21 protein-coding genes are annotated in these 24,181 nt (G+C 59.6%); all 21 read left to right on the top strand.

The window, feature by feature from the left end; translation table 11 throughout:
* Window positions 1–165 precede the first annotated feature (165 nt).
* The 21 genes from pyrH to ispD all read left to right on the top strand — a co-directional run bounded on the left by pyrH (window position 166) and on the right by ispD (window position 24,177).
* The gene (gene pyrH / locus CX511_RS20445) at window positions 166–909 is read left to right on the top strand and encodes a UMP kinase (RefSeq protein WP_045189662.1); all 744 of its coding nucleotides are present in this window, start codon (window positions 166–168) and stop codon (window positions 907–909) included.
* Window positions 906–1,463: a ribosome recycling factor gene (gene frr, locus CX511_RS20440; RefSeq protein WP_038996742.1), complete on the top strand. Its 558-nt coding sequence runs from the start codon at window positions 906–908 to the stop codon at window positions 1,461–1,463. Before pyrH ends, frr begins: the two co-directional genes overlap by 4 nt.
* A gap of 18 nt (window positions 1,464–1,481) precedes the next feature.
* On the top strand, window positions 1,482–2,237 hold the full coding sequence (gene uppS / locus CX511_RS20435) for a polyprenyl diphosphate synthase (RefSeq protein ID WP_045189664.1): 756 nt from the start codon (window positions 1,482–1,484) through the stop codon (window positions 2,235–2,237).
* Complete coding sequence (locus CX511_RS20430) at window positions 2,237–3,052, top strand: phosphatidate cytidylyltransferase (RefSeq protein WP_045189668.1); 816 nt, start codon at window positions 2,237–2,239, stop codon at window positions 3,050–3,052. Before uppS ends, CX511_RS20430 begins: the two co-directional genes overlap by 1 nt.
* Window positions 3,049–4,239 carry a 1-deoxy-D-xylulose-5-phosphate reductoisomerase gene (ispC, locus tag CX511_RS20425; RefSeq protein ID WP_101292636.1) on the top strand — a complete coding sequence of 397 codons (1,191 nt, stop codon included), beginning with the start codon at window positions 3,049–3,051 and terminating at the stop codon, window positions 4,237–4,239. Before CX511_RS20430 ends, ispC begins: the two co-directional genes overlap by 4 nt.
* Before the next feature lie 42 nt (window positions 4,240–4,281).
* The gene (gene rseP, locus CX511_RS20420; RefSeq protein WP_045189672.1) at window positions 4,282–5,634 is read left to right on the top strand and encodes an RIP metalloprotease RseP; all 1,353 of its coding nucleotides are present in this window, start codon (window positions 4,282–4,284) and stop codon (window positions 5,632–5,634) included.
* Window positions 5,635–5,708: 74 nt separating this feature from the next.
* Complete coding sequence (gene bamA, locus CX511_RS20415) at window positions 5,709–8,057, top strand: outer membrane protein assembly factor BamA (RefSeq protein WP_045189675.1); 2,349 nt, start codon at window positions 5,709–5,711, stop codon at window positions 8,055–8,057.
* 44 nt (window positions 8,058–8,101) lie between these two features.
* Window positions 8,102–8,605, top strand: coding sequence for an OmpH/Skp family outer membrane protein (locus CX511_RS20410; protein ID WP_045189677.1), 504 nt, complete (start codon window positions 8,102–8,104; stop codon window positions 8,603–8,605).
* 2 nt (window positions 8,606–8,607) lie between these two features.
* Window positions 8,608–9,663, top strand: coding sequence for a UDP-3-O-(3-hydroxymyristoyl)glucosamine N-acyltransferase (gene lpxD, locus CX511_RS20405; RefSeq protein ID WP_045189679.1), 1,056 nt, complete (start codon window positions 8,608–8,610; stop codon window positions 9,661–9,663).
* A 110-nt stretch (window positions 9,664–9,773) separates the two neighbouring features.
* Window positions 9,774–10,214, top strand: coding sequence for a 3-hydroxyacyl-ACP dehydratase FabZ (gene fabZ / locus CX511_RS20400; protein ID WP_038613986.1), 441 nt, complete (start codon window positions 9,774–9,776; stop codon window positions 10,212–10,214).
* Window positions 10,211–10,987, top strand: coding sequence for an acyl-ACP--UDP-N-acetylglucosamine O-acyltransferase (lpxA, locus tag CX511_RS20395; RefSeq protein ID WP_045189682.1), 777 nt, complete (start codon window positions 10,211–10,213; stop codon window positions 10,985–10,987). The genes fabZ and lpxA overlap by 4 nt, the downstream gene beginning before the upstream one ends.
* Window positions 10,988–10,989: 2 nt before the next feature.
* Window positions 10,990–12,117: a lipid-A-disaccharide synthase gene (gene lpxB, locus CX511_RS20390; protein ID WP_045189683.1), complete on the top strand. Its 1,128-nt coding sequence runs from the start codon at window positions 10,990–10,992 to the stop codon at window positions 12,115–12,117.
* Window positions 12,118–12,747, top strand: a complete 630-nt coding sequence (rnhB, locus tag CX511_RS20385; RefSeq protein WP_045189686.1) for a ribonuclease HII — start codon at window positions 12,118–12,120, stop codon at window positions 12,745–12,747. It abuts the gene before it with no gap.
* 108 nt (window positions 12,748–12,855) lie between these two features.
* Window positions 12,856–16,377 (top strand): DNA polymerase III subunit alpha, encoded by a 3,522-nt coding sequence (gene dnaE, locus CX511_RS20380; RefSeq protein WP_045189689.1) that lies wholly within the window; start codon window positions 12,856–12,858, stop codon window positions 16,375–16,377.
* 98 nt (window positions 16,378–16,475) lie between these two features.
* The gene (locus tag CX511_RS20375) at window positions 16,476–17,423 is read left to right on the top strand and encodes an acetyl-CoA carboxylase carboxyltransferase subunit alpha (RefSeq protein ID WP_045189692.1); all 948 of its coding nucleotides are present in this window, start codon (window positions 16,476–16,478) and stop codon (window positions 17,421–17,423) included.
* Between the two features lie 131 nt (window positions 17,424–17,554).
* On the top strand, window positions 17,555–18,838 hold the full coding sequence (gene tilS / locus CX511_RS20370; protein WP_101292634.1) for a tRNA lysidine(34) synthetase TilS: 1,284 nt from the start codon (window positions 17,555–17,557) through the stop codon (window positions 18,836–18,838).
* 271 nt (window positions 18,839–19,109) lie between these two features.
* On the top strand, window positions 19,110–20,738 hold the full coding sequence (gene pyrG / locus CX511_RS20365) for a CTP synthase (protein WP_045189699.1): 1,629 nt from the start codon (window positions 19,110–19,112) through the stop codon (window positions 20,736–20,738).
* 3 nt (window positions 20,739–20,741) lie between these two features.
* Window positions 20,742–21,587 (top strand): 3-deoxy-8-phosphooctulonate synthase, encoded by an 846-nt coding sequence (gene kdsA, locus CX511_RS20360; RefSeq protein ID WP_045189700.1) that lies wholly within the window; start codon window positions 20,742–20,744, stop codon window positions 21,585–21,587.
* A 154-nt stretch (window positions 21,588–21,741) separates the two neighbouring features.
* On the top strand, window positions 21,742–23,031 hold the full coding sequence (gene eno, locus CX511_RS20355) for a phosphopyruvate hydratase (protein ID WP_045189702.1): 1,290 nt from the start codon (window positions 21,742–21,744) through the stop codon (window positions 23,029–23,031).
* A gap of 163 nt (window positions 23,032–23,194) precedes the next feature.
* Window positions 23,195–23,473 (top strand): cell division protein FtsB, encoded by a 279-nt coding sequence (ftsB, locus tag CX511_RS20350; protein WP_038996723.1) that lies wholly within the window; start codon window positions 23,195–23,197, stop codon window positions 23,471–23,473.
* Window positions 23,470–24,177 (top strand): 2-C-methyl-D-erythritol 4-phosphate cytidylyltransferase, encoded by a 708-nt coding sequence (gene ispD / locus CX511_RS20345; RefSeq protein WP_101292632.1) that lies wholly within the window; start codon window positions 23,470–23,472, stop codon window positions 24,175–24,177. The genes ftsB and ispD overlap by 4 nt, the downstream gene beginning before the upstream one ends.
* The last annotated feature ends 4 nt before the right edge of the window (window positions 24,178–24,181 follow it).

Raw genomic sequence — 24,181 nt, 5'->3', positions numbered from 1 at the left:
TCGCCCCGAAGAGGCTGCCCGCTCACGCGCGCAGCCTCTTTGTCAAAGCGGGAGCGGTTTACAAGACTGCCTTTCGCTGGCGCAGTAGCTGCGCCACGCTTAGAGTTACGCGCAGGCTGAAAACAGCCCGCCAGATTTTTACAAACGCCGCAGGAGAGATTCGCAATGGCTCAGCAGAGCAGTGGCTATCAAGCTCGCTATAAACGCATTCTACTCAAACTTAGCGGCGAGGCCCTGATGGGCTCGGAAGAGTTCGGGATCGACCCCAAGGTCCTGGATCGCATGGCGCTGGAAGTCGGCCAACTGGTCGGTATTGGTGTTCAGGTAGGCCTGGTGATCGGTGGTGGTAACCTGTTCCGTGGTGCGGCGCTCAGCGCGGCTGGCATGGATCGCGTCACCGGTGACCACATGGGCATGCTGGCCACGGTAATGAATGGCCTGGCCATGCGTGATGCCCTGGAGCGCGCGAACATCACCGCTATCGTCATGTCGGCTATTTCCATGGTAGGTGTGACCGATCACTACGATCGTCGCAAAGCCATGCGCCACTTGAACGCCAAAGAAGTCGTAATCTTCGCTGCCGGTACTGGCAACCCGTTCTTCACCACCGACTCCGCCGCTTGCCTGCGTGCCATCGAAATCGATGCCGACGTGGTATTGAAGGCAACCAAGGTCGATGGTGTATACACTGCAGATCCATTCAAAGACCCGCATGCCGAGAAGTTCGATCATCTGACCTACGATGAAGTGCTGGATCGCAAGCTGGGCGTGATGGACCTGACGGCAATTTGCCTGTGCCGCGACCACAAGATGCCGCTGCGCGTCTTCAACATGAACAAGCCCGGCGCCCTGCTGAACATCGTGCATGGCGGCGCTGAAGGAACTCTGATCGAGGAAGTTCAAAAATGATCAACGAAATCAAGAAGGACGCGCAAGAGCGCATGCAGAAGTCGCTGGAGTCCCTGGCGCACGCATTCAGCCGAATTCGTACCGGTCAGGCGCATCCTAGCGTTCTGGAAGGCGTCATGGTGCCTTACTACGGTGCCGACACGCCGATCAAGCAAGTGGCCAACATCACCGTGAAAGATGCCCGTACCCTGCAGGTCGTGGCGTTTGAGCGCAATATGCTGGGTGCAGTAGACAAGGCTATTGGCAGTGCAGGTCTGAACCTCAACCCGACCAACCTCGGCGAGTTGCTGTTGATTACTATGCCAGCTTTGACCGAAGAAACCCGTAAGGGCTTCACCAAGCAGGCTCGTGATGCCGCTGAAGATGGTCGTATTGCCGTGCGCAATATCCGTCGTGATGCGTTGAGCCAGCTCAAGGATCTGGTCAAGGAGAAGGAAATCAGCGAAGACGACGAGCGCCGTGCGGCCGACGAAATCCAGAAGCTGACTGACAAGTTCGTGGCCGAGATCGAAGTTGCCGTCAAGCAGAAAGAAAAGGACCTGATGGCCGTTTAAGGGTCGGGACTTTTTTTAATGGAAAAGACCAAACAGGGTGTGTCCCCATCGGTGCCGCGCCATGTCGCGATCATCATGGATGGGAATAATCGCTGGGCGAAGAAGCGCCTGTTGCCCGGTGTTGCCGGGCACAAGGCTGGCGTCGACGCTGTGCGCGCGGTCATCGAGGTGTGTGCTGAGGCCAAGGTCGAAGTCTTGACCCTGTTCGCCTTCTCCAGTGAGAACTGGCAGCGACCGGCTGAAGAGGTCGGTGCCCTGATGGAGTTGTTCTTGTCGGCCCTGCGCCGCGAGGCCAAGCGCCTCAATGACAACAACATCAGCCTGCGCATCATCGGCGATCGCTCACGCTTCCACCCTGAGCTGCAGGCCTCCATGCGTGAGGCCGAGGCGCTGACGGCTGGTAGCAATCGTTTCATCCTGCAAATCGCTGCCAATTATGGTGGCCAGTGGGATATCGCTCAGGCCGCCCAACGCCTGGCGCGCGAAGTTCAGGCCGGCCACCTGCGTCCGGACGACATCACCCCCGAGCTGCTGCAGACCTGCCTGGCAACAGGTGACCTGCCGTTGCCCGATCTGTGCATCCGTACCGGTGGCGAGCACCGCATCAGCAACTTCCTGCTGTGGCAGCTGGCCTACGCCGAGTTGTACTTCTCCGACCTGTTCTGGCCGGACTTCAAACACGAGGCCATGCGCACAGCGCTGGCCGATTACGCTTCGCGCCAGCGCCGCTTCGGTAAAACCAGCGAGCAGGTCGAAGCTGGAGCCCGTGCTTAATGCTTAAACAACGCATCATCACTGCGCTGATTCTGTTGCCGATCGCCCTGGGTGGCTTCTTCTTGCTCGATGGCGGCGATTTCGCTCTGTTCATCGGTCTGGTGGTCACTCTTGGTGCCTGGGAATGGGCACGCCTGGCGGGCCTGGTGGCGCAAACCGTGCGTGTAGCCTATGCCGCTGTAGTGGCCGGGCTGCTGATGCTGCTCTACCTTATGCCGGACCTGGCGCCTTGGGTGCTCGGCGCGTCGGTGTTGTGGTGGGGAGTGGCGACCTGGTTGGTGCTGACGTATCCGCGTACCAGCGAACTCTGGTCCAGCGTCGCCTGCCGTTTACTGATCGGTCTGCTGATCCTGTTGCCTGCCTGGCAAGGCCTGGTGCTGCTCAAGCACTGGCCGCTGGGTAATTGGTTGATCATGGCAGTCATGGTGCTGGTCTGGGGGGCTGATATCGGTGCGTACTTCTCCGGGCGGGCCTTCGGCAAGCGCAAGCTGGCACCACAGGTGAGCCCTGGTAAGAGCTGGGAGGGCGTCTACGGCGGCCTGGCACTGAGCTTGGTGATTACCCTGGTGGTTGGCCTGAATCGTGATTGGAGTGTCGCAGAGCTGCTGCTGGGCCTGTTAGGTGCTGCGGTAGTGGTGCTGGTGTCGGTGGTCGGTGACCTGACTGAAAGCATGTTCAAGCGCCGTTCCGGGATCAAGGACAGTAGTAATCTGCTGCCTGGCCACGGTGGTGTGCTGGACCGTATCGACAGCCTGACCGCTGCCATACCGTTGTTTGCTGTGCTGCTCTGGGCAGCCAACTGGGGCGTGATGTGAGCAGCGTGCAGCGAATTACCGTATTGGGTGCAACCGGTTCCATTGGTATGAGCACCCTGGATGTGATTGCCCGTCATCCCGAGCGTTATCAGGTGTTCGCCCTGAGCGGTTACTCGCGGCTGGAGCAGTTGCTGGCGCTGTGCCTGCGCCATTCGCCGGTGTTTGCCGTGGTGCCGTCGGCTGAGGCGGCCGTGCAGTTGCGTGCAGGTCTGCTAGCTGCAGGCTCGGCCACCGAAGTACTCGAAGGCGAGGCCGGATTGTGCCAGGTGGCGGCAGCCTCTGAGGTCGATGCCGTGATGGCCGCGATTGTCGGCGCGGCGGGTTTGCGCCCGACCCTGGCGGCGGTTGAGGCGGGCAAGAAGGTGCTGTTGGCCAATAAAGAGGCGCTGGTCATGTCTGGCGCCCTGTTTATGCAGGCCGTGCAGCGCAGCGGTGCCGTACTGCTGCCGATCGACAGCGAGCACAACGCAATCTTCCAGTGTCTGCCCGGCGATTATGCCCGTGGCCTGTCGCAGGTAGGTGTGCGACGTATCTTGCTCACAGCCTCCGGTGGACCGTTTCGCGAAACGCCGTTGGCCGATCTGGCTGAGGTCAGTCCGGAGCAGGCCTGTGCGCATCCGAACTGGTCCATGGGTCGCAAAATCTCAGTCGACTCGGCCAGTATGATGAACAAGGGCCTTGAGCTCATCGAAGCCTGCTGGTTGTTCGATGCGCGCCCAAGTCAGGTCGAGGTGGTTGTGCATCCGCAGAGTGTGATTCACTCGCTGGTCGATTATGTCGATGGTTCGGTATTGGCCCAGCTGGGTAATCCGGACATGCGCACGCCGATTGCCAATGCCCTGGCATGGCCGCAAAGGATCGATTCCGGCGTTGCGCCGCTCGATCTGTTTGCGATTGCCCGTCTGGACTTTCAGGCGCCCGATGAGCAGCGGTTCCCGTGTCTGCGTTTGGCGCGTCAGGCTGCCGAAGCCGGCAACAGTGCGCCAGCGATGCTCAATGCGGCAAACGAAGTGGCGGTGGAGGCATTTCTCCAGCGGCGGATTCGCTTCCCGGAGATCGCGAGTATGATCGAGACTGTGCTCGACCAGGAACCGGTCGTGGCAGTGCAGACGCTTGACGCGGTGTTTAATGCCGATCAGCGTGCCCGGCAGTTGGCCGGGCAGTGGTTGAACCATCACGGGCGCTGAGGCTGGGCGCCTGGCTGGGCTGAACGTCATTCGGAGAAAGATATGAGTGCGCTCTACATGATTATCGGCACCCTGGTGGCATTGGGTGTGCTGGTCACCTTTCACGAATTCGGTCACTTCTGGGTGGCCCGGCGTTGCGGCGTCAAGGTTCTACGTTTTTCCGTCGGCTTTGGCATGCCATTGCTGCGTTGGCACGACCGCCACGGCACCGAGTTCGTGGTGGCAGCCATCCCGTTGGGTGGCTACGTCAAGATGCTTGATGAGCGTGAAGGTGAAGTGCCGCTTGATCAGGTTGAGCAATCGTTCAATCGCAAATCGGTGCGCCAGCGCATTGCGATCGTCGCTGCGGGGCCCGTGGCCAACTTTCTCTTAGCCATCCTGTTTTTCTGGGTGCTGGCAATGGTCGGCACTCAGCAGGAACGTCCGGTCATTGGCGCGGTCGAGGCTGGCAGCGTGGCCGAGGCCGCAGGCCTGAAAGCTGGCCAGGAAATTGTTTCCATTGATGGCAAGGCGACCAGCGGTTGGTCCGCCGTCAATTTGCAGTTGATTCGGCGCCTGGGTGAAAGTGGTCAGTTGCACATCAGTGTGCGCGAAGAGGGCGCGACCGTTGACAGCCCGCATGTGTTGACCCTGGATAACTGGCTCAAAGGCGCCGATGAGCCTGATCCTATTCGCTCCTTAGGCTTGCGTCTTTGGCGTCCAGCATTGCCGCCGGTGCTGGCTGAGCTGGACCCCAAAGGACCGGCCAAGGCCGCAGGGCTGCAGCCCGGTGATCGTCTGCTGAGCCTGGATGGCAAGGCACTCAACGACTGGCAGCAGGTAGTGGACACCGTCCGCGGCCGTGCGGGTAACAAGATTGTACTGCAGGTCGAGCGCGACGGTGCGACCCTGGATGTACCGGTTACCTTGGCCACCCGTGGCGAGGGTCAGTCGGCGAGCGGGTATCTGGGGGCTGGCGTAAAGCCAGTAAAGTGGCCGGATGCCATGCTCCGAGAAGTCAGCTATGGGCCGTTGGAGGCTGTAGGCGAAGGGCTTTCGCGGACTTGGAACATGAGTGTTCTGACCCTCGAATCGTTGAAGAAAATGCTGTTCGGCGAGCTCTCGGTAAAAAACTTGAGCGGACCGATAACCATTGCTAAAGTGGCGGGCGCTTCAGCCCAGTCCGGCGTTGGGGATTTCCTGAATTTCCTCGCCTACCTGAGCATTAGCCTGGGGGTTCTTAATTTGCTGCCCATTCCAGTGCTGGATGGGGGGCATTTGCTGTTCTACCTGATCGAATGGGCGCGTGGTCGTCCGCTTTCGGATCGGGTGCAAGGTTGGGGGATCCAGATCGGTATCAGTTTGGTAGTCGGGGTGATGTTGCTTGCCCTGATAAACGATTTGGGTCGACTGTAAAGCTTCGCTCAATTGCGAACCTGTCGCGTCCCGCGGCGGGTCGTTTATTGCCAGTTGGAATAAGAAAGGACTTCATGAAACGTCTGCTGCTAACTGCGGTTCTCGCCGTACTGATGATCGCTGAAGTTCACGCCGAGTCCTTCACCATCTCCGATATTCGTGTCAATGGTCTGCAGCGGGTTTCCGCGGGCAGCGTTTTCGGTGCGTTGCCATTGAACGTTGGCGATGAGGCCGATGACCGTCGCCTGGTGGAATCTACCCGGGCACTGTTCAAGACCGGTTTCTTCCAGGACATCCAACTGGGCCGTGACGGCAACGTCCTGATCATTACAGTGGTCGAACGTCCTTCGGTGTCGAGCATCGAGATCGAAGGCAACAAGGCCATCAGTACTGAAGACTTGATGAAAGGTCTGAAACAGTCTGGTCTGTCTGAAGGCGAGATCTTCCAGCGCGCCACCCTCGAAGGCGTGCGTAACGAACTGCAACGTCAATATGTTGCCCAGGGTCGTTACTCGGCCGAGGTTGACACTGAAGTCGTCCCGCAGCCGCGTAACCGCGTTGGCCTGAAGATCAAGATCAACGAAGGCACCGTTGCCGCCATCCAGCACATCAACGTGGTGGGCAACACGGTTTTCCCAGAGGAAGACCTGGTCGGCCTGTTCGAGCTGAAGACCACTAACTGGCTGTCGTTCTTCAAGAACGATGACAAATATGCCCGTGAGAAGCTGTCCGGTGACCTGGAGCGTCTGCGTTCCTACTACCTGGACCGCGGCTACATCAATATGGACATCGCGTCCACCCAGGTGTCGATCACTCCGGACAAGAAGCACGTCTACATCACTGTTAACGTCAACGAAGGCGAGAAGTACACCGTTCGCGACGTGAAACTGTCCGGTGACCTCAAGGTACCGGAAGACCAGATCAAGTCGCTGATGCTGGTGCAGCCGGGTCAAGTCTTCTCGCGTAAAGTGATGACCACCACCTCCGAGCTGATCACCCGTCGTCTGGGTAACGAAGGCTACACCTTCGCCAACGTCAACGGCGTGCCACAACCGAACGACCAGGACCACACCGTCGACATCATGTTTGTTGTCGATCCGGGCAAGCGTGCCTACGTCAACCGTATCAACTTCCGTGGTAACACCAAGTCCGAGGACGAAGTGCTGCGCCGTGAAATGCGCCAGATGGAAGGTGGCTGGGCATCGACCTACCTGATCGATCAGTCCAAGACCCGTCTGGAGCGTCTGGGCTTCTTCAAGGAAGTCAACGTCGAGACGCCGGCCGTTCCGGGTACCGATGACCAGGTCGATGTTAACTACAGCGTCGAAGAGCAGGCTTCCGGCTCGATCACCGCCAGTGTCGGTTTTGCCCAGAGCGCCGGTCTGATCCTCGGTGGTTCGATCAGCCAGAGTAACTTCCTCGGTACCGGTAACAAGGTATCCCTGGGCCTGACCCGCAGCGAATACCAGAGCCGCTACAACTTTGGCTATGTTGACCCCTACTGGACGGCCGATGGCGTCAGCCTGGGTTACAACGCCTTCTATCGCACCACTGACTACGACGACCTTGACGTCGACGTGGCCAGCTATGCGGTCGACAGCCTGGGTGCAGGTGTTAGCGTCGGTTACCCGATCAGCGAAACCTCGCGTCTGACCTTCGGCCTGACGGTTCAGCAGGACGAAATCAAGACCGGTAAGTACACCGTCGACGAGATTTTCGACTTCGTTAACGAAGAAGGTGACAAGTACCTGAACTTCAAGGCGTCCGCCGGCTGGTCTGAGTCGACGCTGAACAAGGGTGTGCTGGCTACCCGTGGTCACTCGCAGAGCCTGGTGCTTGAAACAACCACCCCAGGCAGCGACCTGTCGTTCTTCAAGCTGGATTATCGCGGTCAGCTGTTCAAGCCAATCACTAACGACTACACCGTGCGCCTGCACACCGAGCTGGGCTATGGTGATGGTTTCGGTGGCACCTCGGGCCTGCCGTTCTACGAGAACTACTACGCCGGTGGCTTCAACTCGGTTCGTGGTTTCAAGGACAGCAGCCTGGGCCCACGCAGTACCCCAAGTAATGGTAAGAACCCGGGCACCATCGCCGACCCGGACCAGGATCCACTGCCGTTCGGTGGTAACGTCCTTGTCCAGGGTGGTGTAGAACTGTTGTTCCCACTGCCGTTTGTCAAGGACCAGCGTTCGCTGCGTACTTCGGTATTCTGGGATGTGGGTAACGTGTTCGATACCAACTGCGGTTCTAAACCTGATTGCGAAGACATCGGTCTGTCGGGTCTGGCCAGCTCCGTTGGTCTGGGCGTGACCTGGATTACTGCGCTCGGTCCGTTGAGCTTCAGCCTGGCCATGCCGGTGAAGAAACCGGATGAAGCTGATACCCAGGTGTTCCAATTCTCTCTGGGCCAGACCTTCTAAGGTCTGCCCCTTGCTAACGACAACGGATTCTGTAGGAGTGCATCGTGCGTAAGTTGACTCAACTGGCAGTACTGGCTGCGACCCTGATCGCAACCCCGGCTTTCGCCGAAATGAAGATTGCCGTCCTGAACTATCAGATGGCCTTGCTCGAATCGGATGCGGCGAAGAAGTACGCTGTTGATGCCGAGAAGAAGTTCGGCCCGCAGCTGACCAAGCTGAAGAACCTGGAAAGCAGCGCCAAGGGCATTGCCGACCGCATCCGTGCCGGTGGCGACAAGATGGCCCAGCCAGAGCGCGAGCGTCTGGAGCTTGAGTACAAGCAGAAAGCCCGTGATTTCCAGTTCCAGTCCAAGGAGCTGAATGAGTCCAAGGCTGTGGCTGACCGCGAAATGCTTAAGCAGCTCAAGCCCAAGCTTGATGGCGCCGTTGAGGAAGTGATCAAGAAGGGCGGCTTTGACCTGGTGCTCGAGCGTGGCGCGGTGATTGATGTCAAACCTCAGTACGACATCACTCGCCAAGTCATCGAGCGCATGAACCAGTCCCGTTGAACATGACTGTGACCATGAAACTCGGTCAGCTGGCCGAGTTCCTCGGCGCCACCTTGAGTGGCCCCGAGGAGCTGGAAATCACTGGCCTGGCGACCCTTCAGGAAGCTGGGCCTGGGCAGTTGAGCTTTCTGGCCAATCCGCAGTACCGCAAGTACCTCGGTGAAAGCCACGCGGCCGCGATCCTGCTCAAAGCCGCAGATGCCGAAGGTTTTGCCGGCAACGCGCTGATCGTCCCCGACCCGTACCTCGCTTATGCGCGCGTCTCCCACCTGTTCGATCCAAAGCCCAGGGCTGTAGCGGGAATTCATCCCAGCGCCGTGGTTGCTTCTGATGCCCAGGTTGATGCCAGCGCTAGCATCGGTGCTTGTGCGGTGATTGAAAGCGGTGCGCAAATCGGCCCAGGCGTCACCATCGGTGCGCAGTGCTTCATCGGTGCCCGTTGTGTGATTGGCGAGGGCGGTTGGTTGGCCCCGCGAGTAACCCTGTACCACGATGTCCGCATCGGCAAGCGGGTGGTCATTCAGTCGGGCGCGGTTATCGGCGGCGAAGGCTTCGGCTTTGCCAACGAGAAAGGCGTCTGGCAGAAGATCGCCCAGATTGGTGGGGTCAGTATCGGTGACGATGTCGAGATCGGCGTGAACACTGCTGTCGACCGCGGTGCGCTGGCAGACACCCGTATTGGTGATGGCGTCAAGCTCGACAACCAGATTCAGATCGCTCATAACGTACAAATTGGTGATCATACGGCGATGGCGGCCTGTGTCGGCATTTCCGGGAGTACCAAGATCGGCAAGCATTGCACCATCGCTGGCGGTGTTGGCATGGTGGGGCATATCGATGTCTGCGACGGCGTTTTCGTATCCGGCATGACCATGGTCACGCGCTCGATCACCGAGCCTGGGGCTTATTCTTCCGGTACGGCAATGCAGCCGCTGGGCGAGTGGCGCAAAAGTGCCGCGCGGATTCGCCAGCTCGACGAGATGGCGAAACGCCTCCAACAGTTGGAAAAGCGTGTCGAGGTCGTGACCTCAGGCAGCCAGCCTTCATCAGAAGGCTGATACCATTTCCTGATCGAGAGTGAATAGCCACAGGCTGACTCTTTGATTTGCAAAAGGAGCGCCTGGCAAAAGCGGGCGCTCCCTATCTTTACTACAGGCTTCCCCCCGAAATGATGGACATCAACGAGATTCGCGAATACCTGCCTCACCGTTATCCGTTCCTGTTAGTGGACCGGGTAGTGGACCTGGACGTCGAGGCCCAGCGCATTCGTGCCTACAAGAATGTCAGCATCAACGAACCTTTCTTCAATGGTCACTTTCCGGCGCACCCGATCATGCCGGGCGTGCTGATCATCGAAGCCATGGCCCAGGCGGCCGGTATCCTTGGCTTCAAGATGCTCGACGTGAAACCTGCAGACGGTACGCTGTACTACTTCGTCGGTTCCGACAAGCTGCGTTTCCGTCAGCCGGTATTGCCGGGTGATCAACTGATCCTCGAAGCCAAGTTCATCAGCTGCAAGCGCCAGATCTGGAAATTCGAGTGTCAGGCGTCGGTCGACGGCAAGCCAGTGTGCTCGGCCGAGATCATCTGCGCGGAACGCAAACTATGAGTTTGATTGACCCTCGGGCGATCATCGATCCGTCGGCGAAGATCGCCGACGGCGTCGAGGTTGGCCCTTGGTCTATCGTTGGTGCTGGTGTCGAGATTGGCGAGGGGACCGTTATTGGTCCGCACGTGATTCTCAAGGGGCCGACCCGTATCGGTCGGCACAATCGTATCTACCAGTTCTCCTCGGTAGGCGAAGATACCCCAGACCTGAAGTACAAGGGTGAACCTACGCGCCTGGTAATCGGTGACCACAATGTCATCCGTGAAGGTGTGACCATTCACCGCGGTACCGTGCAGGATCGCTCGGAAACCACCCTGGGCGATCACAACCTGATCATGGCCTATGCCCACATCGGTCATGACAGCGTCATCGGTAACCACTGCATTCTGGTCAACAACACGGCGTTGGCCGGGCATGTGCATGTGGATGACTGGGCAATCCTCTCCGGCTTCACCCTAGTCCATCAGTTCTGCCATATAGGCGCCCACAGCTTTTCTGGCATGGGCACTGCCATCGGCAAGGATGTACCGGCCTATGTAACGGTATTTGGCAATCCGGCCGAAGCACGCAGCATGAACTTCGAAGGCATGCGCCGTCGTGGTTTCAGCGAAGAAGCCATTCACGCCCTGCGCCGTGCCTACAAGGTCGTCTATCGCCAGGGGCTTACGGTCGAGCAGGCGATTGCCGAGCTGACCGAGCCAGCCGCCCAGTTCCCTGAAGTCGACGTGTTCCTCAAGTCGATCCAGAATTCCACTCGCGGCATCACGCGCTGATCATGGCTGAACTCTGTGTAGCGCTGGTGGCGGGTGAGGCCAGCGGCGATATTCTTGGCGCCGGATTGATGCGTGCTCTCAAGGCACGTCATCCTCAGGTCCGTTTCATTGGGGTCGGTGGCCCACTGATGCAGGCCGAGGGCCTGGTGTCTTACTTCCCTATGGAGCGCCTGGCGGTGATGGGCCTGGTCGAGGTGCTGGGTCGCCTGCGTGAGCTGCTCAAGCGGCGCAAGGCATTGATCCAGACCCTGATCGAAGCACGCCCGGATGTGTTCATCGGTATCGATGCGCCTGATTTCACCCTTAATATTGAGTTGAACCTGCGCAAGGCCGGGATCAAGACCGTGCATTACGTCAGTCCCTCGGTCTGGGCCTGGCGGCAAAAGCGCGTGCTGAAGATCCGCGAAGGCTGCGACCTGATGCTGACGCTGTTCCCTTTCGAGGCCAAGTTCTACGAAGAGAAGGGCGTACCGGTACGGTTCGTAGGCCACCCGCTGGCCGATACCATTGCCTTGGAAGCCGATCGCCGCGTTGCCCGTGAACAGCTGGGTTTGGCTGACGGGCCTCTGGTGGCGTTGATGCCTGGCAGCCGTGGCGGTGAGGTGGGGCGTTTGGGGGCGTTGTTCCTCGACACTGCCCAGCGCTTGCGTGAATTGGTGCCGGGAGTGCGCTTTATCAGCCCGTGTGCCAACCCCGAGCGGCGTGCCCAGTTGGAGCAGATGCTCGAAGGGCGTGATCTGCCATTGACCCTGCTGGATGGCCAATCGCACCAGGCCCTGGCGGCTTGCGATGCGGTATTGATCGCCTCGGGAACGGCAACCCTGGAAGCACTGCTGTTCAAGCGACCGATGGTGGTCGCCTACCGTTTGGCACCGCTGACTTACTGGATTCTCAAGCGACTGGTCAAAAGCCCTTACGTGTCCCTGCCCAACCTGCTGGCCCAGCGCATGCTGGTGCCCGAGTTGCTGCAGGAAGCTGCCACTCCCGAAGCCCTGGCCCAGACTCTGGCGCCACTGGTCGAGGGTGGCGTGCAGCAGACTGAAGGTTTTGACCAGATTCACCGTACCCTGCGCCGCGATGCCTCTAATCAGGCAGCCGAAGCGGTGCTGGCCCTGCTGGAAAACCGATAGATGCAAATGGGACTGGACTTCAACCTGGTCGAGGACCTGGTCGCCGGCGTCGACGAAGTCGGCCGCGGCCCGCTGTGTGGCGCGGTGGTAACGGCGGCGGTGATTCTCGACCCGCAACGACCGATCCTTGGTCTGAACGACTCGAAAAAGCTCACCGAAGCGCGCCGTGAAAAGCTGTTTGATGAAATCTGCGAGAAAGCCCTGAGCTTCTGTATCGCACGTGCCGAAGTTGAAGAAATCGACGAGCTGAATATCCTGCATGCCACCATGCTGGCCATGCAGCGCGCGGTCGAAGGGCTGAGCGTTACGCCGAAACTGGCACTGATTGACGGTAATCGCTGCCCTAAGCTGTCAGTGCCCTCGGCGCCGGTGGTCAAAGGCGATAGCCAAGTGCCTGCGATTGCGGCGGCCTCGATTCTGGCCAAGGTCACCCGTGACCGGGAAATGGCGGCATTTGAGCTGATTTACCCGGGTTATGGCATCGGTGGGCACAAGGGGTATCCGACCCCCGTGCATCTCGAAGCCCTGGCACGGCTGGGGCCGACGCCGATTCACCGGCGATCGTTCGCGCCAGTGCGTGCCGCTTTTGAAGCCCGCGACGCCCAGGGCGTTGGCTTCGCCGAAGTCTGACGGCTACGGGCAAGTGTCAGCAGTCAGGTTTGCCCTGCGCTGGCTGATGTTTTGATCAAGGCCCGGTACAATCCGGGCCTTGTTGTTTTGTGCTGCTATAGGATCATCATGTCGGCTTCATTCGTTCATCTTCGCCTGCACACTGAATTCTCCCTGGTCGATGGCCTGGTGCGGATCAAGCCGTTGGCCAAGGCATTGGCCTCGATGAACATGCCGGCCGTAGCGGTCACCGACCAGAGCAACATGTGCTCGCTGGTCAAGTTCTACAAGAACGCCATGGGTTCGGGTATCAAGCCGATCTGTGGCGCCGACCTGTGGCTGGCCAACCGCGACCCGGATGCACCGCTGTCGCGCATCTGCTTTCTGGCCATGGACGCCAAGGGTTATCGCAACCTTACGGAGTTGATCTCCCGCGGCTGGGTTGAAGGCCAGCGTAACGGTCTGGTGATCATTGAACGTGAGTGGATTGCGCCCGCCAGCGAAGGGCTCATCGCCCTGTCGGCAGCCAAGGAAGGCGATATCGGCCAGGCCTTGCTCAACGGCAACCCGAATGAAGCTGAAGCCTTGCTGCAAGACTGGATGGCGATGTTCCCCGATCGCTTCTACGTCGAGGTGCAACGGACCAACCGCGCCGGTGATGAAGAGTACCTGCACGCTGCAGTCGCATTGGCCGACAAGTTCAATGCGCCGCTAGTGGCGACCAACGATGTGCGTTTCATCAAGCAGACGGACTACGACGCCCATGAAACCCGCGTCTGCATCGGCGAAGGCCGCGCCCTGGACGATCCGCGGCGCTCGCGTAACTACAGCGACCAGCAATACCTGAAAAGCCCGGAGGAAATGGCCGAGCTGTTCAGTGACCTGCCTGATGCGGTGGCCAACACCGTAGAGATCGCCAAGCGCTGCAACATCCAGGTACAGCTGGGCAAGCACTTCCTGCCAGACTTCCCGACCCCCAACGGCATGGGTATCGACGATTACCTTCGACATGTCTCTCATGAGGGCCTGGAGGAACGTTTGGCGGTGCTGTGGCCCAAGGAGACCACACCCAACTACGAAGAAAAGCGCCAGGTTTACCTCGATCGCTTGAAGTTCGAGCTGGATATCATCATCCAGATGGGCTTCCCTGGTTACTTCCTGATCGTTATGGACTTCATCAAGTGGGCCAAGAACAACGGCGTGCCGGTAGGCCCGGGCCGGGGGTCGGGTGCCGGCTCCTTGGTGGCTTACGTACTGAAGATCACCGACCTCGATCCGCTGGCCTACGACTTGCTGTTCGAACGTTTCCTCAACCCGGAACGGGTTTCCATGCCCGACTTCGACGTCGACTTCTGCATGGACGGTCGCGACCGGGTTATTGAATACGTGGCTGATGCCTATGGCCGCAACGCCGTAAGCCAGATCATCACCTTCGGTACCATGGCTGCCAAGGCCGTGGTGCGCGACGTGGCACGGGTTCAGGGTAAGTCCTACGGCTTGGCAGATCGCCTGTCGAAGATGATCCCGTTCGAAGTCGGTATGACCCTGGAGAAGGCCTACGAGCAGGAAGAAATGCTCCGCGACTTCCTCAAGACCGATGAGGACGCCAAGGAAATCTGGGACATGGCCCTCAAGCTCGAGGGTGTCTGCCGTGGTACCGGTAAACACGCTGGTGGCGTGGTTATCGCGCCCACCAAGCTCACCGATTTCTCGCCGATCGCCTGTGATGAAGAGGGCGGTGGCCTAGTCACTCAGTTCGACAAGGATGATGTCGAGGCCGCGGGCCTGGTGAAGTTCGACTTCCTCGGTCTGCGGACCCTGACCATCATCAAGTGGGCGATGGAGACCATCAACCGCGAGCAGGCCAAGAAAGGCCTGGATGACCTCAACATCGATTTCATCCCGCTGGACGATAAGAAAACCTACGACCTGTTGCAAAAGGCCGAAACCACTGCGGTATTCCAGCTTGAATCGCGCGGCATGAAAGAGCTGATCAAAAAGCTCAAGCCCGACTGCCTGGAAGACCTAATCGCACTGGTTGCGTTGTTCCGTCCCGGCCCGTTGCAATCGGGCATGGTGGATGACTTCATCAACCGTAAGCATGGTCGCGCCGAGCTTGCCTATCCGCATTCGGACTACCAGTACGAAGGCCTAAAGCCAGTACTGGCACCGACCTACGGCATCATCCTGTACCAGGAACAGGTGATGCAGATTGCTCAGGTGATGGCCGGCTACACCCTCGGTGGCGCGGACATGCTGCGCCGGGCCATGGGTAAGAAAAAGCCCGAGGAGATGGCCAAACAGCGGGGCGGCTTCATTGAAGGCTGTGCCAGCAACAACATCGACCCGGACCTGGCGGGCAACATCTTCGACCTGGTAGAGAAGTTCGCCGGTTACGGTTTCAACAAATCCCACTCCGCCGCCTATGGCCTGGTGTCTTACCAGACAGCCTGGCTGAAAACCCACTACCCGGCACCATTCATGGCCGCGGTGCTGTCGGCGGACATGCACAACACCGACAAGGTCGTGACCTTGATCGAGGAAGTGCGCAGCATGAAGCTGCGCCTCGATGCGCCTGACGTGAACACGTCAGACTTCAAGTTCACGGTCAACGATGACGGCCGTATCGTCTATGGTCTGGGCGCGATCAAGGGCGTCGGCGAGGGGCCGGTAGAGGCCATTGTCGATGCGCGCAAGGCCGGTCCGTTCAAAGACCTGTTCGACTTCTGTGAGCGCGTCGACCTCAAACGCATCAACAAGCGAACCCTCGATGCGCTGATTCGCAGTGGTGCCCTGGACCGCCTGGGGCCGTACTTCCACGACGAGCTCAAGGCCTACCAGGCCAACATCGACCGTAACCGCGCGGTATTGCTGGCCGCGATGGAAGAAGCAATCAAGGCTGCCGAGCAAACCGCGCGAACCGCTGACAGTGGTCACGCCGACCTGTTCGGCGGCTTGTTCGTCGAGGAAGACGCCGATGTCTACGCCAACCACCGTGCGGCCCGTGAGCTGACCCTCAAAGAGCGTCTGCGCGGCGAAAAGGACACCCTCGGCCTGTACCTTACCGGGCACCCGATCGATGAATACGAAGGTGAGATCCGCCGCTTTGCCCGCCAGCGCATCATTGACCTGAAACCCGCCCGCGACACCCAGACGGTGGCCGGCATGATCATCGCCCTGCGGGTCATGAAGAACAAAAAGGGTGACAAGATGGGCTTTGTCACCCTCGACGACCGTTCTGGGCGTATCGAGGCCTCGCTGTTCGCTGATGCCTTCATGGCCGCCCAAGCCCTGCTGCAGACCGACGCAATGGTGGTGGTCGAAGGCGAGGTCAGTAACGATGACTTCTCCGGTGGCCTGCGCCTGCGGGTCAAGCGCGTCATGAGTATGGAAGATGCCCGTACCAACCTGGCCGAAAGCCTGCGCCTGAAGGTGCATACCGACGCCCTCAAGGGTGACCGGCTGAATTGGCTGGGCGAATTGTTCAAGCGTCATCGTGGTGCTTGCCCGATCACCATGGAGTACACCGGCAGCGATGCCAAGGCGATGCTGCAGTTTGGCGAAAGCTGGCGAATCGACCCGGCAGATGGCCTGATTCAGGCACTGCGTGACCAGTTCGGGCGTGAGAACGTCTTTTTGCAATATCGATGAATTTTTAATCTCGACCTGAATGCGCCTGATCCCTTAAGGTAGGGCGCCAAACGGATCAACCGGCCGGCCGCCTGGCCGTAGACCCAAGACGGATGCCTATGAACCCGAATTTTCTGGATTTCGAACAGCCGATTGCTGACCTGCAAGCCAAAATCGAAGAGCTGCGCCTGGTCGGCAATGACAACTCGCTGAACATCGGCGATGAAATCGCCCGTCTGCAAGACAAAAGCAGCACCCTGACCGAAAGCATCTTCAGCAACCTGACCAGCTGGCAGATTGCGCGTCTGGCGCGTCATCCACGTCGTCCATACACCCTGGACTACATCGATCACTTGTTCACCGAGTTCGACGAACTGCACGGCGACCGTCACTTTGCCGACGACGCTGCGATTGTCGGCGGTATCGCCCGTCTGGACGACAAGCCGGTGATGGTCATTGGTCACCAGAAAGGCCGTGAAGTGCGCGAAAAAGTGCGTCGCAACTTTGGTATGCCGCGCCCTGAAGGCTACCGTAAAGCGTGCCGCCTGATGGAAATGGCTGAGCGCTTCAAGATGCCGATCCTGACTTTCATCGATACCCCAGGTGCTTACCCGGGCATCGACGCCGAGGAGCGCAACCAGAGCGAAGCGATTGCCTGGAACCTGCGAGTCATGGCGCGCCTGAAAACCCCGATCATTGCCACCGTTATCGGTGAGGGTGGTTCCGGTGGTGCACTGGCCATTGGTGTCTGCGACCAACTGAACATGCTGCAGTACTCCACGTACTCGGTGATCTCGCCAGAAGGCTGCGCCTCGATTCTGTGGAAGACCGCCGAGAAGGCCTCCGATGCGGCCGAAGCCATGGGCATCACCGCTGAGCGCCTCAAGGGCCTGGGCATTGTTGACAAGGTCATCGCTGAGCCGCTGGGTGGCGCCCACCGTGACCCGGCGAAAATGTCGGCGAACATCCGTGGCGAGCTGATCGAGCAGTTGGACATGCTCAAGAAGTTCGATAACGACGCGCTGCTCAAGCGCCGTTACGACCGCCTGATGAGCTACGGCCTGTAAGCTGAGATCAGTTGGCGGGGCTGCGTTGCAGCCATCGCCGGCTCCCACAGCAATCGAGTGCACCTCAATCGTTGTGGGAGCTGGCCTTGCCAGCGATCGAGTGCGTAGCGCTCGTAAATGAGGGCCCAGCGATGCTCGATCTCTCCCCAAGACTGACGCCTTGGCTCACCGCCCCTTCCTGGTGCGTCGCCCTCTCTGGCGGCCTGGACTCCACAGTCCTTTTGCACTTGCTGGCAAATCTGCCGAACAAGCCCCCCCTTCGTGCTATCCACATCCACCACGGCCTGCAGGCTGCGGCTGACGCCTGGCCTATTCATTGTCAGCGCCTGTGTGAGGAACTGGGCATTGAACTGCTCATCGTCCACGTCCAGGTCGCTGTAGGTGCCAGCCTTGAACAGGGTGCCCGCGAGGCGCGTTATGCAGCGTTCGCTGACGCCTTGCGCCCGGGGGAAGTCCTGCTGACCGGGCAGCACCGCGAGGATCAGGCCGAGACCTTGCTGTTTCGACTCTTGCGCGGTGCCGGTGTGCGTGGCTTGGCGGCGATGCCGGGCCAGCGTGTGCTGGGGCGGGGGCTGCTGGTGCGGCCTTTGCTGGACGTCTCCCGCCAGGCGCTGGAGGCCTACGCTCAAGCGCAGCAATTGACCTGGGTCGAGGATCCCTCCAATGGTGATATCCGGTATGCGCGTAACTACTTACGCCATCAGGTCTTCCCGCTAATGCGTCAGCGCTGGCCACAAGCGGCGCAGGCGCTGGCACGCACGGCCGAGCACCTGAGCGAGGCCCAGAGCCTGCTGGATGAGTTGGCGGTACAGGATCTGGCCCGGGCCTCGACAGCAAATGGCTTTGATTGGCTGTCTCTGGCCTCATTGGAGCTGTCGGTGTTGTGCGAGCTATCCCCGGCGCGCCAGCGCAATGCTTTGCAATACTGGTTGGCTCAGCGCACTCGCCTGCCAGACACACGGCACTGGGCTGGTTGGGAGAACTTGCGTGATGCTTTAGGCGACGGACGGCCATGCTGGCGGCTGACCGACGGTGAACTGCATCGCGCCAATGGGCGTATCTGGTGGCTGGCCGACGACTGGCTCACTATTCCCGGCGCGCTGGTCTGGGACGATCCGGCACAACCGCTGCTGTTGCCGGGTAATGGCAGCTTGCAATTGAGCGGCATGATGCCGCAGGGGCCGTTGCGCATCGCCTACCGCCAAGGCGGGGAAAGCCTGCAGGTTGCCGGGCGCGGGCGCCGCGACCTCAAGCGCCTGCTCAATGAATTTCAGGTGCCTGCGTTTGTCCGTTCGCGCCTGCCGTTGCTCTACCGTGACCAGCAGTTGCTGGCCGTCGCCAACCTGCCGCAACTGAGCCAGGGCGACTGGCAATTGCACTGGTGTGTACCGACGAGCGCGCAAGGTTTGAGATGAAAGGCACATTCGGGTAGACTACGCTCCCTTCTTGATACAACTTCTGTGGCTTCCCCGAAATCACAGCAGTTGCCGATTACCAAGCAGTTTTTTGCTGGGCGATTCTAAAAATGTTTAGCGAGCTCCTAACCGGGTATTCAACCCCCGGTGTGTCCAGACGCGGCAGTTTTTTAAGATGCACTGTGATTGACGCAGGTGATCGGGGGCTTCGGCCTTCCTTCGCTTTCCCCGGCGGCACTGACCGCTTTAACGCAGACTTCTAGGGTTTTTCATGACGCGCTACATATTCGTCACGGGCGGTGTTGTTTCTTCATTGGGGAAAGGCATTGCCTCGGCTTCATTGGCGGCCATCCTGGAGGCGCGGGGGCTCAAGGTCACCATGCTCAAGCTGGACCCGTACATCAACGTCGACCCGGGCACCATGAGCCCGTTCCAGCACGGTGAAGTGTTCGTCACCCACGACGGCGCCGAAACCGACCTGGACCTGGGCCACTACGAGCGGTTCATCCGCACGACCATGACCCAGAACAACAACTTCACCACCGGCCGTATCTACGAGCACGTGCTGCGCAAAGAGCGCCGTGGTGATTACCTGGGCGCGACCATTCAGGTCATTCCGCACATCACCGACGAAATCAAGCGCCGCATCATCAAGGGTGCTGGCGATGCTGACGTGGCCCTGGTGGAAATCGGCGGTACCGTGGGTGACATCGAGTCGCAGCCGTTCCTCGAGGCGATTCGCCAGCTGCGTGTTGAAGTCGGTTCCAAGCGTGCCATGCTGATGCACCTGACCCTGGTGCCGTACATCGCCACCGCTGGCGAGACCAAAACCAAGCCGACCCAGCACTCGGTCAAGGAGCTGCGCTCCATTGGCCTGCAGCCTGACGTGCTGATCTGCCGCTCCGACCACCCGGTCGATGTGTCCTCGCGCCGCAAGATCGCCCTGTTCACCAACGTTGAAGAACGTGCGGTGATTTCCCTGGAAGACGTCGACACCATCTACAAGATCCCGGCCGTGCTGCACGCCCAGGGTCTGGATGATTTCGTTGTCGAGCGCTTTGGCCTGCAGTGCAATGGCGCTGACCTGTCCGAGTGGGAAAAGGTCGTCGATGCCAAGCTCAACCCAGAGCACGAAGTGACCATCGCCATGGTCGGCAAGTACATGGAGCTGCTGGACGCCTACAAGTCGCTGATCGAAGCGATGAGCCACGCGGGTATCCAGAACCGCACCAAGGTCAACCTGCGCTATATTGATTCCGAAGACATCGAGAATCAGGGCACCAGCCTGCTCGAAGGCGCTGATGCCATCCTGGTACCGGGCGGCTTCGGTCTGCGCGGTGTCGAAGGCAAGATCACGGCCGTGCAGTACGCTCGTGAGAACAAGATTCCATACTTGGGCATCTGCCTGGGCATGCAGGTGGCGGTCATCGAGTTCGCCCGTAACGTCATGGGCTGGAAGGACGCCAACTCCACCGAGTTCGATCGCAACAGCGGTCACCCGGTCGTTGGTCTGATCACCGAGTGGGAAGATGCCACCGGCGCGGTTGAAACCCGTACCGAAGCTTCTGATCTGGGCGGGACCATGCGTCTGGGTGCTCAGGAATGCCAGCTGGAAAGCGGCTCCAAAGTCCATGACTGCTACGCCAAAGATGTGATTGTCGAGCGTCATCGTCATCGCTACGAAGTGAACAACAAGCTGCTGCCACAACTGGTGGAAGCCGGCCTCAAGGTTTCCGGTCGTTCCGGTGATGGCGCGCTGGTCGAAGTGGTCGAGTCCCAGGACCATCCGTGGTTCGTCGCTTGCCAGTTCCACCCTGAGTTCACCTCGACCCCGCGTGACGGTCATCCGCTGTTCAGCGGTTTCGTCAAGGCGGCATTGGCTCAAAAGAACAAGGCCTGATACATGACCCAGAAGATCATTCGCGTCGGTAACATCGAGATCGCCAACGACAAGCCGTTCGTCCTGTTCGGTGGCATGAACGTGTTGGAGTCGCGTGACCTGGCCATGAAGGTCTGCGAAGAGTACGTGCGGGTTACCGAGAAACTCGGTATCCCTTATGTGTTCAAGGCCAGCTTCGACAAAGCCAACCGCTCGTCGATCAACTCCTACCGTGGCCCTGGCCTGGAAGAGGGGATGAAGATCTTCGAAGAGATCAAGCGCACCTTCAAGGTTCCGGTGATCACCGATGTTCACGAGCCGCACCAGGCGCAAGCCGTGGCGGACGTCTGTGACATCATCCAGCTGCCGGCGTTTCTGTCGCGTCAGACAGATCTGGTGGTGGCCATGGCCAAGACCGGTGCGGTGATCAACATCAAAAAAGCTCAGTTCCTCGCCCCCCAGGAAATGAAACACATCCTGACCAAGTGCGAAGAAGCCGGTAATGATCAGTTGATCCTCTGCGAGCGCGGTTCGAGCTTCGGTTACAACAACCTGGTTGTGGACATGCTTGGCTTCGGCCTGATGAAGCAGTTCGAGTACCCGGTGTTCTTTGACGTGACTCATTCCCTGCAGATGCCGGGTGGTCGCGCCGATTCCGCTGGTGGCCGCCGTGCCCAGGTCACTGACCTGGCCAAGGCCGGTCTGAGCCAGGGCCTGGCCGGGCTTTTCCTTGAAGCCCACCCTGATCCGGACAACGCCAAGTGTGACGGTCCTTGCGCCCTGCGCCTGGACAAACTGGAGCCTTTCCTGGCCCAGCTCAAGCAACTGGACGATCTGGTGAAGAGTTTTCCGACGGTAGAAACCGCGTAACACTCAATTCTCCGGTAAAGTACCGCCCGTTCATCCCCTGACCCTCGGGTCAGGGGCTTGTCCGCGTCAGGCCTGCCCGTGTGCCAACCGCCTGTGACGGACCCGGTTTTTTCTCAGCTGCGTTGTTTTCGTCAATTCTGGAGTGCTTACAACAATGGCAAAAATCGTCGACATCAAAGGTCGTGAAGTTCTCGATTCGCGCGGTAACCCCACCGTTGAAGCGGACGTGCTGCTCGACAACGGCATCATTGGCAGCGCCTGTGCGCCGTCGGGTGCTTCCACGGGCTCGCGCGAAGCGCTGGAGCTGCGTGATGGCGACAAGAGCCGTTACATGGGCAAGGGTGTCCTCAAAGCTGTTGCCAACATCAACGGCCCGATTCGTGATCTGCTGCTGGGCAAAGACCCGGTAGACCAGAAAGCCCTCGATACCGCCATGATCAAACTGGACGGTACCGAGAACAAGGCTAACCTGGGCGCTAACGCCATCCTCGCGGTATCTTTGGCCGCTGCCAAAGCCGCTGCTCAGGACCAGGACCTGCCGCTGTACGCGCACATCGCCAACCTCAACGGCACCCCAGGCCAGTACTCGATGCCGGTACCGATGATGAACATCATCAACGGTGGCGAGCACGCTGATAACAACGTCGACATCCAGGAGTTCATGGTTCAGCCAGTTGGCGCCAAGACCTTCTCCGACGCGCTGCGCATGGGCACCGAGATTTTCCATCACCTCAAGGCTGTTCTGAAGGCCCGTGGCCTGAATACCGCTGTTGGTGACGAAGGTGGTTTCGCGCCTAACCTGGCGTCCAACGAAGACGCGCTGTCGGCCATCGCTGAAGCTGTGGCTAACGCCGGTTACAAGCTGGGCACCGACGTGACCCTGGCGCTGGACTGCGCTGCCAGCGAGTTCTTCGAAGACGGCAAGTACAATCTGTCTGGCGAAGGCAAGTCGTTCGACGCTGCCGGTTTTGCCGATTACCTCAAGGGCCTGACCGAGCGCTTCCCGATCATCTCGATCGAAGACGGCCTGGACGAGTCCGACTGGGCTGGCTGGAAAATCCTCACCGACAAAGTCGGCGATAAAGTCCAGCTGGTGGGTGACGACCTGTTCGTAACCAACACCAAGATCCTGAAAGAAGGCATCGACAAGCACATTGCCAACTCGATCCTGATCAAGTTCAACCAGATCGGCTCGCTGACCGAAACCCTGGAAGCCATCCAGATGGCCAAGGCTGCCGGCTACACCGCAGTGATCTCGCACCGTTCGGGTGAAACCGAAGATTCGACCATTGCTGACCTGGCCGTGGGTACCGCTGCCGGCCAGATCAAAACCGGTTCGCTGTGCCGTTCTGACCGCGTTTCCAAGTACAACCAGCTGCTGCGTATCGAAGAGCAACTGGGCAGCAAGGCTGTGTACCGTGGTCGTGCCGAGTTTCGCGGCTAAGCAAGAGATGGTAAAAAGACAGCAGCCAAGGTTCGCTGAACAGCCATACTGACTGTTCAGCAACTTGATGCAGCAGGTCTGTATACACAAAGCCTGGCTTCGGCCAGGCTTCGTACCATCAGTGCCCTGCAGAGGTGGCGGTCTTTTTCCACTGGATACCCTGATGCGCAGTCCCTATTGGTTGTTCCTCGTCCTGCTCCTGTTGCTTGGTGGCCTGCAGTACCGTCTGTGGGTAGGCAATGGCAGCCTGGCCCAGGTCACCGAACTCAAGCAACAGATCGCCGACCAGCACGCCGAAAACGAGCGTTTGCTGGAACGTAACCGTGTGCTTGATGCTGAAGTACTGGAGTTGAAAAAAGGTATGGAAACCGTCGAAGAACGGGCTCGCCATGAGCTGGGTATGGTCAAGGAGGGTGAAACCCTCTACCAGCTTGCCCAATGAACCAGACCTTGCCGGCCTTCTGGGCCGTGATTCCCGCCGCGGGTGTGGGTGCCCGCATGGCTGCTGACCGTCCCAAGCAGTACCTGCAATTGGGCGGGCAGAGCATTCTTGAGCATAGCCTCAACTGTTTTCTCGACCATCCCTGTGTCAAGGGGGTGGTGGTCAGTGTTGCCGCTGACGATCCTTATTGGTCTGGCTTGCGCTGCGCCAGCGACCCGCGTATCCAGCGTGCCGACGGCGGGCGGGAGCGCGCCGATTCGGTGCTCAATGCATTATTGCTGCTGCACGCCCAGGGCGCTGCCGACAGTGATTGGGTCCTGGTTCACGACGCCGCCCGCCCCAACCTGGCCCGCACCGACCTCGACAGGCTGCTGTTTGAGCTGGCGGATGATCCGGTCGGTGGCCTGCTGGCGGTGCCGGCGCGCGATACTCTCAAACGCGCCGATGCCAAGGGGCGGGTCAGTGCCACGATCGACCGCAGCACCGTTTGGCAAGCTTACACCCCGCAGATGTTTCGCCTCGGCGCCTTGCATCGGGCCCTGGCTGATAGCCTGGTGGCGGAGGTGGTAATCACCGATGAGTCCTCGGCCATCGAGTGGGCCGGACAGTCGCCGCGCTTGATCGAAGGGCGCAGTGACAATATCAAGGTGACCCGACCGGAAGACCTTGAGTGGTTGCGTCAGCGTTGGGCCAAGCGCGGTTGAATAC

Source organism: Pseudomonas sp. S06B 330, assembly GCF_002845275.2.
GTDB lineage: Bacteria > Pseudomonadota > Gammaproteobacteria > Pseudomonadales > Pseudomonadaceae > Aquipseudomonas.
This window is presented reverse-complemented; position numbering and strand designations above follow the sequence as displayed.